Genomic DNA, 11,998 nt, shown 5'->3' on the forward strand with positions numbered 1-11,998 from the left:
CAACCGATGTGGGGAAAATATGTTGATTTTTAATTTAATAAACCCCATTTCACCATATTGAGACTATCCAATATATAACACCGAGCAGCCAGCTTGTAAATATACCGTACAGTATAACAGGCCCCGCTATGGTGAACGCTTTCACGCCCTTTCCGAACACCTCACCCTCAGTCTGGAATTCCACTATGGGCGCACACACACCATTTGCAAATCCTGTGATCGGCACAAGTGCTCCGGCACCGCCGTACTTTGCTATCTTCTTGTAGAGATTCAGACTTGTGAGGATGACACTTACGAGGACGAGTATCAGCGATACATACGCATACGCCTCGTCTTCCTTCACATCGAAGTGTACCAGCAGGTCAAATATCCCCTGCCCTATCGTGCAGATCACGCCTCCCACAAGAAACGCCCACAGGCAGTTTCTCGGAACGCTTGATGTGGGTGTCACAAGCTCCACATATTCATTGTAATCGCTCTCTGTAGGTTCAAACTTCATAACAAATACCTCCATTTCACACAAAATAATTTTGACTTTATCACATGCCCAGAACTACACTCAGCACCGAGCCTACCAGTTTTCCCGCAGCAAGGCCGTATATGACATAAGGGAAATTCCTTCTCACACTGAATCTTCTGGCTGCGATCGGAATGACATTCAGCACCTCCGTAAGTGCCCCCGCCAGGCATCCCACAAATATCCCTCCGAACAGACATATAATGGTATATCCCACCCATGTCACCGGAACCGATATTTTGAATACATATATCAGATTTGCCAGCGCCGCACCATATGCCAGCAGACACTCTATGAGCAGATAATACCTTGCCCCCTTTACCTTCTCAAGGAGCTTGGGGAATATTCCTATCATGGATATAAATGCAAAATACCCGCCCGATATGGCCACACCGCTGGCAAAGCAGGCTATGGCAAGCATAGCGTATCTAATCAGCATCTCTCTCCGCCTTCTTTCTGGAGGCATCCGTTATGACTGTCTGGTTGACCTCCTGTTCATACTGTCTCATCTGAACCTGAAGCGGTGTAGGATCATCAGAGAATTTTTTCTTTGCACCGTGATTGAAAAATACGATTATACCGATGAAGAGCCCCAGGGAATATGCTATTCCCGCCACAGGATAGGCATCCCTGCCCTGCCCCACAAATATGTTGTGCATGACGTCAAGCTGTCCAACCATATTGACATCCGAGTTGTACGACATGATGGAAAAGCCTGCTCCGAAAAATGCGATGAAGCATATCATCAGGAATTTGAAGAACTGCTTTACTTTGTCGCTGGTGTCATATGTCCTGTAATACACAACCACGTCCGTTGCCCCTATGGTCTGTGTCTGGCAGTCCGGGTAGTGCTCCTGTATCACCTGCAGAATGTACATCACCGATATGACCTGCTGCTCCTTGCTTCCGGAAAAGCTCATGAGCTCCAGCTTCTCCACGCCGTATTTTATATCGGGATTCGGGCTCAGCACCGTCGCCACATCTTTTATTTTGACTTTTCGCTTCTCCGCCAGACAGCTCTCCGACAGTTTCAAATACAAAAGTTCAGCCATATACATGTCCCCTGTTCTTATATTCTAAGAATAGTCTGTCCATGTATATGGCTGATATTACTCCAATATTTTCCATCTGAGTCTTCCGAGTATCTTTTTCTCAAGCCGGCTCACCTGCACCTGGCTCATGCCAAGGATCTGCCCTGTCTGTCCCTGCGTCTTGTCCTGAAAATACCTCAGCACCACAAGTTTTCTCTCGTCCGGCGTGAGCGTGTCCAGGAGCTGCGATACACACAGCCTGTCCACGATGCGGTCTCCATCTTCCGTGCCGCACATCTCTGCGTGAAGATCATCTATGCATGTCACATCCGATGCCGCGTCCATCGCCATCACAAGCTCTTCAGGTGTCGCTCCTATAGCCTCACATATCTCCTCTATTCCCGGCTCAGTCCCTCTGTTTTTTTCGACCTCATGTCTGTATCTGTCTGCCCTGTAGTATATCGTTTTAAGATTTCTACTGACCTTCACCATTCCGTCATCCCTGAGAAAGCGTCTAATCTCCCCTTGAATGAGCGGAACCGCATACGTTGACAGTTTTACCTCATAGTCCATATCAAACCTGTCTATGGCCTTTACAAGGCCTATAAGCCCTATCTGTATAAGATCCTCAAGTTCCTGTCCTCTCCCCACATATCTTCTGGCAACGCTGACCACCAGTCCCATATTGTCCGTCACAAGTTTATCTCTGGCATCTCTGTCTCCATCTTTTGCAAGTTCAAGCAAACGATGATTATCCGCCATCAATATATCTCCTGACTTTTTCCTATTATCTTCTTCATATTTACCACGGTTCCCTCACCCACGCTGGATTCGACCCTGAGCTCATCCATGAAAGCCTCCATAAATGAAAATCCCATGCCCGATCTGCTTCCGTCCGTGACAGTGGTGTAAAGCGGCTCCATGGCTCTGTCGACATTCTCTATGCCGCAGCCGTGATCTGTGATCGTTATGTACAGGGTGCGCTCCTCTATGTATGCCTCCAGGATTATGCTTCCCTCCCCGGATCCATATCCGTGTATTATCGAATTCGTGACAGCCTCCGAAACCGCCGTCTTGACATCCTCCACCTCACTGAGTGTCGGATTTGTCCTCGTCAGCATAGCCGCCACCACGACTCTCGCCACAGCCTCATTCCGGGCATCACAGCCAAATTCCATGATCAATCTGTTCTTATCCATACCATTCTCCTCGTTATCTATATTTTATCTGTCCAATCCTCAGCCTCATCCCGGACACCGCTGTCCAGCCTTGTCGCGATCCTGTATATACCGGACATGAGCAGTATCCTGTCCATTCTCGCATTTACATTTATCACCCCAACGCTTCCCCCTCTGTCGTGGAGCTGTCTGTACCTTCTCGTTATAAGTCCTATCCCCGAGCTGTCCATGAACGTTGTCCTGCCAAAATCAAATATGGCATGTCTCACCACCTCCTCGGCAAATACTCCGTCTATCCCTGCGGTCATCTTCACCGCCGCATAATCATCCACCTCTCTGGGCATATATACGATTATAGTATCCCCCATTTTCTCGTAGATATTCATCTTCAATCCCCCTGTCACAAAATAAAAGGCACAAAAGAAACGGTTAATCCTTATCCGTCTCTTTTGTGCCTTCTATAAATTATAATCTTTTTATATGTCTTTCTGTCTTTCGTTACTGTCCGTCAGTTGTATCTGTTCCATCGCCTGTATACGAACTGTCGGTCGTGTCTGTTCCGTCACCTGTATACGTATTGTCGATGGTGCCTGTTCCATCATCCGTATACGTGTTGTCGGTCGTATCCGTTCCATCACCTGTATACGAGCTGTCGGTTGTATCTGTTCCGTCACCTGTGTCCGTGCTGTCGGTCGTACCTGTTTCGTCACCTGTGCTTGATCTGTCGGTTGTATCTGTTCCGTCGCCCGTGTTCGTGCTGGCTGTACTTGCAGAATTCTTCTTTTCAAGTCCCGCCTGTATGGCATCTTCATCCGCATAATCACACGCAACCGTGTAGTATACGGAGTTCGGACAGTTCTCAACAAGCTGGTTAAATACCAGTGTGGCATTGTTATCATCAGAAAGCTTCAGATAACACATCGCCTTGTAGAACAGTGCCACATCGCTGTTAGGTGTATCCTGAAGGACTCTGTTCAGATCATCTATGGCAGCCTCATATGTCATGGTCTCGTACTTATAGATCGCTGACTGTACCCTTGCCTTATTGTCATCCGACAGAACCTGTGAAGCGTAATCGCCATACTTATCTATCTGTGTCTGAAGGTTTTTCGCCTCAGTCTCAGCATTTGTGAGCTTGGTGGTCATGCTGTCCACCTGTGACTGGAGCTCCGATATGGCCACGTTCTTATCCGCTATCTCCTGACTGAATGTAACCTTCAGGTCTCTCTCTGAATTGTCAGCCGCCTTATCCCTGTGCGGGATGATGAGCGTCCACATGGCCGCAAGTCCCAGAACAACTCCCGCTATGATATAAGCGATGGAATATTTGTAGAAATTGATGTCCTTGTATCTTCCAACCGGAATCGGATCCCCATCAAAATCCACCTCGCTGTTGCCGGCTATGAGCTTCTTCTGGTCATCCACGAACAGAGAATCCACATCGTAGTCCTCCTGCGGATAATCCCTGAAGTTCATGATTTCCTCATCAGTGTGGCCCATCTCATTGAAATATCTGACCGCCACTGGATTTGTCCTGTCTATCTTGATGACACGCTTGAGTGCCTTGCGAGCCTTGTCATATCTTCCCTCGTCGATGAACAGAAGTGCAAGGAGCAGGTATCCCTGTATAAATCTGCTGTTGTCGGAAAGCACCTTTCTGAGCTGTATAAAGGCAAGATCCTTGCTGCCCTGCTTCGCATATACCAGCGCCTGATTATACTTTCTGGTTACATTGTTCACCGCCTCCAGCCTGTGTGGGTTGGATTTTATCTCCTTGATGTATCTCTTGGCGACATTCTTGCCGTCAAAATAATTCACACTCACTACCCAGTGGCTGAGCGCCTGAACTATCTCTCCGGTCTCATAGTACACCAGTCCAAGAAGGTTCCGGGCATCTATATTCATCTTGTCATACTTCAGAGACAGCTTGAGCGCCTCCTCCGCACCTGACATATCCCTGACCCTCGCCTTATCAAGCCCTATGTTGTAATAGTACTTTGACGAGTTGAGAGCCTTGTTCACGTAATCTATCTTCAGTCCGCACCTGGTACAGTAGCCTGTGACGGCTATCGCTCCACCGCAGTGCTTACAATTCAGTACATCTGCCATATCTTAATCTCCCGACCAATCTGTGTTCTTTACTTCTCTGCTTCCTTTGCAACCCTCATCATCTCCTGCATGACATCCATGATGTCCTTGAGATCATTGTTGTATATTGCATCCTCTGCCTGGTCAAGTTCAAGTGCCGGCTTAAACCTCTTTATCTCTTCATCAAAATTGATCATGTCTGTTCCTCCATCTCTTGACACCGCCCACCAGATACAGGGAACCAACGCAGTATATGTTGGTATTCTCTCTGTCTCCTCTGAGCTCCACTGCCATATCCATGGCATCGTCAATCTCATCGCTGACCATGACCGGAGTATCCGTACACGCCGAGAATATCTCCGCCAGCTTTGCGGAATCCGCCTTTCTGCTGCTGTCAACGCTTGTGACTATTATCCTGCCAAACGTAATATTTCCGGCAAGCAAATGTATCATGGAGTCATACTCCTTATCCTTCACCGCCGCAAATACCAGTATCTTGTCATATTCCCCATGAAGCCTGTTCATGGTCTCTATATATGCATTTACAGCCTCCACATTGTGGGCACCATCCACATATATATGGGGAGCTATCTCCTCCATCCTGCCCTCCCAGTAGAACTGCAGGAGTGCATTCCTCACGGTCTTCTCTATATCCTGTTCCGGTACATTCCGCCTCTCCATGAGCATCCTGAATGCTGTCACGGCAAGGCTGACATTCTCCACCTGGTACAGTGATGTCTTCTGTATCTGTAAATTGCAATAACTATAATACCGATTATGCAATGAAAAATCAATGGTTTTGTTCCCCAAATGATTTATTATATAATCTGATTTTTCGACCGGAATTATGTCCGCTCCACGCTCTTTGGCAGTATCTTCTATGACCCGCGCAGCCGCCTCATCCCGCCTGAAATATATCACCGGAACACCCGGCTTGATGATGCCTGCCTTCTCATAAGCTATCTTCTCTATCGTGTCGCCAAGATACTCCATGTGATCCATTCCCACCGACGTGATGATCGTAAGCTCCGGCGTCAGGACATTTGTCGCATCCAGTCTTCCGCCCATTCCTGTCTCGTATACGGCAAAGTCACACTTCTGCTGTCTGAAATACACCGCCGCCATGGCAAACATGACCTCGAAGAACGAAGGGTGCTCCATGAACTGCCCCTTTACGGTCTCAAATGCCGACACAAAATCGTCATCGGATATATTTGTACCATTTATCTGTATTCTCTCGTTTATGGACACGAGATGGGGTGATATGAACAATCCCACTCTGTATCCCCGGGCTGCAAGCATCTGCGCCAGAGCGCGGCATGTGCTGCCCTTGCCGTTGGTTCCCGCCACATGTATCGCAGGAACAGCCTTCTCAGGGTTCCCCAAACGGCACAAAAGACTGGAAAGGTTCTCCTTGCCAATCTTCTGTGCAAAAAGCGGAATACCCAATATATAATCCACAGTCTCTCTGTAATCCGCCATTATGATTCTCCTATCCGTCCGTGCGTGCTGCTCAGACCCAATCATCTATTGTCAACTTTCTCAGGGTAGAGGTCGTGGTTTGCCAGACGGTTCCAGGCAACCTCCTCCCACTTTGTTCCCGGTCTGCCGTAATTGCAGTACGGGTCTATGGAGATTCCTCCCCTCGGTGTGAACTTGCCCCACACCTCGATGTACTTTGGATCCATCAGTTTTATGAGGTCCTTCATGATGATGTTCATACAGTCCTCATGGAAATCTCCGTGATTTCTGAAGCTGAACAGATACAGTTTCAGCGACTTGCTCTCCACCATCTTCTCGCCCGGCACATATGATATGTACACCGTTGCGAAGTCAGGCTGTCCGGTGATCGGACAGAGGCTTGTGAACTCAGGACAGTTGAACTTTACAAAGTAGTCGTTGTCCGGATGCTTGTTGTCAAATGTCTGGAGCATCTCAGGTGCATAGTCCATGCTGTACTTTACGTCTTTATTTCCAAGGAGGGTCACACCCTCCATCTCTTCTTTACTTCTTCCCATTATGGTCTCCTATATTACTTTTATGATTCATGCTTATTCTGCTATATGATCACGCTGTATTACTGCTCCTGCAGTGCTTCTGTCACAGACTTGATGAGCAGCTTAACAGCCTCGTCACAGTGCTCCTTCTTAACGATAAGTGGAGGTGCAATCCTTATGATGCTGTCTCTTACCGCTGTTATGAGGAGCTTGTTCTCAAGCGCTCTGTGCTTTACTTCAAATGCGATAGGCTTGTTGAACTCAACGCCTATAAGAAGACCACGTCCTCTGATCTCCTTGACACAAGGAAGTGCCTTGAGTTCCTCCATGAAGTATGCTCCTACTTCCTTTGCATTCTCGTAGAGCTTGTTATCCAGTATCTCATCTATCTCTGCAAGCGCCGCTGCACAACACACAGGGTTGGCTGCGTATGTTGAACCGTGGGCACCAGGTGTAAATGCTGCTGCTATCTTGGTGCTTGTACACATCGCGCCTATAGGCATACCGCCCCCGATGGCCTTTGCCATGGATACCATGTCAGGCTTTACGCCATATGTCATATATGCCATGATGTCTCCGGTTCTTCCCCATCCGGTCTGAACCTCGTCGAACATGAGGAGCATGTTCTTCTCATCACAGAACTCACGAAGTCCTTTAAGGAACTCAGGGTCTGCAGGGTATACACCACCCTCGCCCTGTACAGGCTCTACCATGATTCCTATGGTGTTCTCATCGCATTTGCTCTTGAAGTCCTCAAGGTTGTTATACTCTGCATATGTGAATCCCGGAAGGAGTGGTGCAAATCCCTTGTGGCAGGCCGAATCAGGCTGGCCTGTTGCCGACAGTGCACCGTATGTTCTTCCGTGGAAGCTGTTCTTCGCTGTCACGATCTTATATCTGTCCGGTCCGTAATTGTCCACGCCGTACTTTCTAGCCATCTTGATCATGGCTTCATTTGCCTCTGTTCCTGAGTTCTGGAACACGATCTTCTCCATGCCTATGGTGTCGCACACCTTCTTTGCAAGGAGGATCATTGGAAGTGTATATGCATAGTTTGATGCATGTATTACATTTGCCGCCTGGTCAGCTATGGCCTTTGCAACCTTCTTGTTGGCATTTCCCGCGCTGCTTACCGCTATTCCTGCGAAGAAGTCGAGGTATCTGTCGCCGTTCTCAGCGTACACATACATGCCATCGCCCTTCTCCTCTATGAATTCCCATCTTCTGGACTGCTCTGCCAGATATGTATCTACTATCTCTAAAAGTTCTTCTCTTGTATAACCTGATTCACTAACCTTCATCTTTCTCTCCTTTTGTATACTCTCCGGTATATCTGCAAATATCCGCCCATATTATAACAGGCATTCCGCATACATTATATACACAAAGCCCGCCACTGGCAAGCGTTCGTGAAATATAACAGATAAATGCTTTAACCACCGTTAAAAAGGACTGTACCATGAGGTATACCTCAAAGCACAGCCCTTTTATATTTATGCATTTCTCTGTATTATCTTGCAAACTGGGAATTGTACAGATTTGTGTAGAAGCCGCCCTTTGCAAGCAGTGACTCGTGATTTCCCTGTTCGATGATGTGTCCGTCCTTCATGACGAGGATGACATCTGACTCCTTGATGGTTGACAGTCTGTGTGCAACCACGAAGCTTGTTCTGCCCTTCATCATCTTGGCAAATGCCCTCTGTATCCTTATCTCAGTTCTTGTATCTATGGATGATGTTGCCTCATCCAGTATGAGCATAGGTGGAAGATCAAGCATAACCCTTGTGATACATAGGAGCTGCTTCTGTCCCTGTGACAGATTGCCTCCATCCTCTGTTATATATGTGTTATAGCCATCAGGAAGTCTCTTGATAAAGCTGTGTGCATGTGACTGCTTTGCAGCCTCGATGATCTCCTCATCCGTTGCGTCCGGTCTTCCGTATGCTATATTGTCCCTTATCGTGCCACTCTTAAGCCAGGTCTCCTGAAGTACCATTCCGTAATTGCCGCGGAGGCTCTTTCTTGTGACCTCTCTTATGTCATATCCATCCACGGATATGCTTCCCGCATCCACATCGTAGAATCTCATGAGCAGGTTGATTACTGTACTCTTACCACAGCCTGTAGGTCCTACTATGGCTATCCTCTGTCCATCCTTCACATTCAGGTTGAGGTTCTTGATGAGCTCCACATCTTTGTTGTATGAGAAGTCAACATTCTTAAGGTCCACCTCACCGTGAACGTCTGTGAGCTCGTGTGCGCCAGCAGGCTCTGCAGCCTCTGGGTCCTCGTCTATAAGCTCAAACACTCTGGCAGCGGATGCCAGCGCGTTCTGAAGCTCTGTGACAACGCCTGATATCTCATTGAACGGCTTTGTATACTGATTTGCATAGCTCAGGAAACTTGTAAGCTGTCCAACTGATATAAAGCCCTTTATAGCTGTTATGGCACCTATGATTCCAACGCCTGTGTACACAAGGCTGTTGACAAATCTTGTACTAGGATTTGTTATCGATGAGAAGAATGTAGCCTGAAGTCCTGCCACATTAAGTCTTCCATTGACCTCCTGGAATCTGTCGCAGGTCTCATCCTCCATGGAGAATGCTGTGACTACCTTCTGGTTCTCAACCATCTCATTTACAAGGGATGTGAGCTCACCCTTGATCTCAGCCTGCTTCCTGAACATACTGTATGTTCTCTTTGCTATGAATGACGCAACAAAGAGTGATACCGGAGTGATACATACGACCACAATGGCTATGATCCAGTTGATCGACAGCATGAAGCACAGTGTTCCTACTATAGTCATAACTCCTGTGAATAACTGTGTAAATCCCATCAGAAGTCCGTCTGAGAACTGGTCTACGTCAGCTATGATCCTGCTGACTATGTCTCCATGTGTATGTGAATCCACATATGAGAGCGGCAGGCTGCCAAGCTTCTCATATGCCTTTGTTCTTACATCATTAACCACCCTGTATGTGATCATGTTGTTGAGCACGTTCATAACCCACTGTGCAACAGCCGTTATAACGACCACAATCACAAGCTTTGCCAACATTCCTTTAAGTCCTGTAAAATCTACTTTTCCCGGTCCAACGACCCTGTCAACTGCATGTCCCATAATGATAGGTGCATACAGTGTGAGCACGACCGATATGGCTGCACATATAAGAGACAGAACCACGAGGAACCTGTATCTCTTGATATACTTCAGTATTCTGAGTATCGTCTTTTTATTTACTGATTTATTCCCTTTATCTTTACTCATGAGACAGTTCCTCCTCCGAAAGCTGTGACTGACATATCTCCCTGTATATCTCACAGTTAGAAAGCAGCTGCCGATGGGTTCCTATCCCAGCTATCTGACCATCATCCATGACGATGATCTTATCCGAATTCATGATGGTCGACGCTCTCTGTGACACAAGGAATACAGTCATGCCCTTTGTCTTCTCCCTGATCGCTTTTCTGAGAGCCGCATCAGTTGCAAAATCTAGCGCCGATGCGCTGTCATCCAGTATCAGTATCTCAGGCTTTCTGACGACCGCTCTGGCTATGGTAAGCCTCTGCTTCTGTCCACCCGACAGGTTCTTGCCCCCCTGGGTGATCTTGAAGTATATTCCATTCTCCTTGCCGTCTACAAACTCCTTGGCCTGGGCTATCTCAAGCGCCTCGTCTATCTCTGCTTCAGTCGCATCCTGCTTACCCCACCTGATATTGTCTGCTATTGTTCCGGCAAACAATACAGCCTTCTGCGGTACCACTCCGACCTTATGCCTGAGCTCGTCCAGGGTGTAGTCCTTTACGTCAACTCCGTCTATGCACACGCTTCCCTGACTCGCATCATAGAATCTCGGTATCATGTTAACCAGGGAACTCTTGCCTGATCCAGTTCCACCTATAATTCCCACAGTCTCGCCCGGTGCCACGTCAAATGTTATATCTGACAGGGAATCTGCTCCGGCCCCAGCATATCTGAGATTTGCATCCCTGAAGCTTACCTTTACAGCATTTGCCGGTGATCCTGCTACATTGCCTGATCCATCCGTTATGGATGGCTGCTGATCCATGACCGCATTTATTCTCCTTGCGCAGGCAACAGCCTTGGTGATCGTCACGATAAGGTTTGCGAGCTTGATGAGCTCGACGAGTATCTGTGACATATAGTTGACAAGTGCGACGACCTTTCCCTGTGTGATGATTCCCGCATCTGTCTGTCCCGCTGCGATCCAGATTATAGCTGCGGTTGAGAGATTGATTATCACATAAGTGACAGGATTCATGAACGCTGATATACGTCCTGCAAGGAGCTGGAACTTCATCAGGTCATCCGTGGACTTGTCAAACTCCTCAAATTCCTTGTCCTGTCTGTTGAAGGCTCTGATAACTCTCGCGCCCTCAAGTCCCTCACGGGTGAGCAGTGTGACTCTGTCCAGTCTGTTCTGCACCTTCTTGAACAGAGGTATGCTGAGTGCCATAACACCGAACACAACAATTGAAAGTGCCGGTATGGTCACCACAAATGTCATGGCCGACTTCACGTCGATGGTGAATGACATGATCATGGCACCGAACACTATGAACGGTGAACGGAGAAACAGTCTGAGCACCATGTTGACTCCTGTCTGTACCTGGTTCGTGTCACTGGTCATTCTCGTGAGCAGTGTGGATGTTCCTATGCTGTCGATCTCTGTGTATGAAAGTGATGTAATATGCCTGAACAGATCATTTCGAAGTGCTGTTCCAAATCCTGTAGCAGCCTTTGCCGAAAAATACTGGGCGGTGATAGAACACACCAGACCGATAATTCCCAAAAGTATCATGACGAGACACATCTTCACAACGTAGCTTATGTCACGCCCTGCTATACCGACATCGATTACATTTGCCATGACGATCGGGATAAGCAATTCAAATGTTGCCTCCAACATCTTAAAAAGCGGGGCAAGTATGGACTCTTTCTTATAGTCCTTAAGATATCTAAGTATTCCCTTCATCTCTTCTCCTAACAATACTCATTCCGTATATAACAGACACAGATACCATCCATGTCGTCATTACTCAAATAGAACTTCCACACCATATATAAGGTGCGGAAGTTCTATTTCAAGTTATGCTGCAATGGCGCTGATTATCTGAGTAATTGTCTGTTACCAATGTTATCATATCCCTTGCAATTATATA

13 protein-coding genes are annotated in these 11,998 nt (G+C 47.4%); all 13 read right to left on the reverse strand.

All coding sequences use genetic code 11. The features are described from left to right. Window positions 1–49: 49 nt before the first annotated feature. Window positions 50–499 (reverse strand): SpoVA/SpoVAEb family sporulation membrane protein, encoded by a 450-nt coding sequence (locus ABUA31_RS02800; RefSeq protein ID WP_015533148.1) that lies wholly within the window; start codon window positions 497–499, stop codon window positions 50–52. Window positions 500–539: 40 nt separating this feature from the next. After that, the gene (locus ABUA31_RS02805; RefSeq protein WP_349818523.1) at window positions 540–956 is read right to left on the reverse strand and encodes a stage V sporulation protein AB; all 417 of its coding nucleotides are present in this window, start codon (window positions 954–956) and stop codon (window positions 540–542) included. Beyond that, window positions 946–1,569 (reverse strand): stage V sporulation protein AA, encoded by a 624-nt coding sequence (locus tag ABUA31_RS02810; RefSeq protein WP_015533150.1) that lies wholly within the window; start codon window positions 1,567–1,569, stop codon window positions 946–948. The genes ABUA31_RS02805 and ABUA31_RS02810 overlap by 11 nt, the downstream gene beginning before the upstream one ends. 57 nt (window positions 1,570–1,626) lie before the next feature. Next, window positions 1,627–2,310 carry a sigma-70 family RNA polymerase sigma factor gene (locus tag ABUA31_RS02815; protein WP_349818522.1) on the reverse strand — a complete coding sequence of 228 codons (684 nt, stop codon included), beginning with the start codon at window positions 2,308–2,310 and terminating at the stop codon, window positions 1,627–1,629. Further along, complete coding sequence (gene spoIIAB, locus ABUA31_RS02820; RefSeq protein ID WP_349818521.1) at window positions 2,310–2,747, reverse strand: anti-sigma F factor; 438 nt, start codon at window positions 2,745–2,747, stop codon at window positions 2,310–2,312. The genes ABUA31_RS02815 and spoIIAB overlap by 1 nt, the downstream gene beginning before the upstream one ends. Window positions 2,748–2,764: 17 nt before the next feature. Further along, window positions 2,765–3,112 carry an anti-sigma factor antagonist gene (locus ABUA31_RS02825; RefSeq protein WP_015533154.1) on the reverse strand — a complete coding sequence of 116 codons (348 nt, stop codon included), beginning with the start codon at window positions 3,110–3,112 and terminating at the stop codon, window positions 2,765–2,767. Window positions 3,113–3,224: 112 nt separating this feature from the next. Beyond that, entirely contained in the window at window positions 3,225–4,835 is a 1,611-nt protein-coding gene (locus ABUA31_RS02830) for a tetratricopeptide repeat protein (RefSeq protein WP_015533155.1), read from the reverse strand. A gap of 29 nt (window positions 4,836–4,864) precedes the next feature. After that, complete coding sequence (locus ABUA31_RS02835) at window positions 4,865–5,011, reverse strand: hypothetical protein (protein WP_015533156.1); 147 nt, start codon at window positions 5,009–5,011, stop codon at window positions 4,865–4,867. After that, on the reverse strand, window positions 4,998–6,296 hold the full coding sequence (locus tag ABUA31_RS02840) for a bifunctional folylpolyglutamate synthase/dihydrofolate synthase (RefSeq protein ID WP_015533157.1): 1,299 nt from the start codon (window positions 6,294–6,296) through the stop codon (window positions 4,998–5,000). Before ABUA31_RS02840 ends, ABUA31_RS02835 begins: the two co-directional genes overlap by 14 nt. 41 nt (window positions 6,297–6,337) lie before the next feature. After that, window positions 6,338–6,832, reverse strand: coding sequence for a preQ(1) synthase (gene queF, locus ABUA31_RS02845; protein ID WP_015533158.1), 495 nt, complete (start codon window positions 6,830–6,832; stop codon window positions 6,338–6,340). 59 nt (window positions 6,833–6,891) lie between these two features. Continuing rightward, window positions 6,892–8,112, reverse strand: coding sequence for an aspartate aminotransferase family protein (locus ABUA31_RS02850; protein WP_118016695.1), 1,221 nt, complete (start codon window positions 8,110–8,112; stop codon window positions 6,892–6,894). Between the two features lie 209 nt (window positions 8,113–8,321). Continuing rightward, window positions 8,322–10,082: an ABC transporter ATP-binding protein gene (locus tag ABUA31_RS02855; RefSeq protein ID WP_349818520.1), complete on the reverse strand. Its 1,761-nt coding sequence runs from the start codon at window positions 10,080–10,082 to the stop codon at window positions 8,322–8,324. Continuing rightward, the gene (locus tag ABUA31_RS02860; RefSeq protein ID WP_349818519.1) at window positions 10,075–11,811 is read right to left on the reverse strand and encodes an ABC transporter ATP-binding protein; all 1,737 of its coding nucleotides are present in this window, start codon (window positions 11,809–11,811) and stop codon (window positions 10,075–10,077) included. The genes ABUA31_RS02855 and ABUA31_RS02860 overlap by 8 nt, the downstream gene beginning before the upstream one ends. Window positions 11,812–11,998: the final 187 nt, after the last annotated feature.

The sequence above is a fragment of the Coprococcus sp. RTP31081st1_H1_RTP31081_211007 genome (assembly GCF_040227275.1).
GTDB lineage: Bacteria > Bacillota > Clostridia > Lachnospirales > Lachnospiraceae > Coprococcus > Coprococcus aceti.

Excerpts from the sequence above, each read along its gene's own strand:
- ABUA31_RS02800 (WP_015533148.1), bottom strand. The coding sequence starts at position 499 with ATGAAGTTTGAACCTACAGAGAGCGATTACAATGAATATGTGGAGCTT.
- ABUA31_RS02805 (WP_349818523.1), bottom strand. The coding sequence starts at position 956 with ATGCTGATTAGATACGCTATGCTTGCCATAGCCTGCTTTGCCAGCGGT.
- ABUA31_RS02810 (WP_015533150.1), bottom strand. The coding sequence starts at position 1,569 with ATGGCTGAACTTTTGTATTTGAAACTGTCGGAGAGCTGTCTGGCGGAG.
- ABUA31_RS02815 (WP_349818522.1), bottom strand. The coding sequence starts at position 2,310 with ATGGCGGATAATCATCGTTTGCTTGAACTTGCAAAAGATGGAGACAGA.
- spoIIAB (WP_349818521.1), bottom strand. The coding sequence starts at position 2,747 with ATGGATAAGAACAGATTGATCATGGAATTTGGCTGTGATGCCCGGAAT.
- ABUA31_RS02825 (WP_015533154.1), bottom strand. The coding sequence starts at position 3,112 with ATGAATATCTACGAGAAAATGGGGGATACTATAATCGTATATATGCCC.
- ABUA31_RS02830 (WP_015533155.1), bottom strand. The coding sequence starts at position 4,835 with ATGGCAGATGTACTGAATTGTAAGCACTGCGGTGGAGCGATAGCCGTC.
- ABUA31_RS02835 (WP_015533156.1), bottom strand. The coding sequence starts at position 5,011 with ATGATCAATTTTGATGAAGAGATAAAGAGGTTTAAGCCGGCACTTGAA.
- ABUA31_RS02840 (WP_015533157.1), bottom strand. The coding sequence starts at position 6,296 with ATGGCGGATTACAGAGAGACTGTGGATTATATATTGGGTATTCCGCTT.
- queF (WP_015533158.1), bottom strand. The coding sequence starts at position 6,832 with ATGGGAAGAAGTAAAGAAGAGATGGAGGGTGTGACCCTCCTTGGAAAT.
- ABUA31_RS02850 (WP_118016695.1), bottom strand. The coding sequence starts at position 8,112 with ATGAAGGTTAGTGAATCAGGTTATACAAGAGAAGAACTTTTAGAGATA.
- ABUA31_RS02855 (WP_349818520.1), bottom strand. The coding sequence starts at position 10,082 with ATGAGTAAAGATAAAGGGAATAAATCAGTAAATAAAAAGACGATACTC.
- ABUA31_RS02860 (WP_349818519.1), bottom strand. The coding sequence starts at position 11,811 with ATGAAGGGAATACTTAGATATCTTAAGGACTATAAGAAAGAGTCCATA.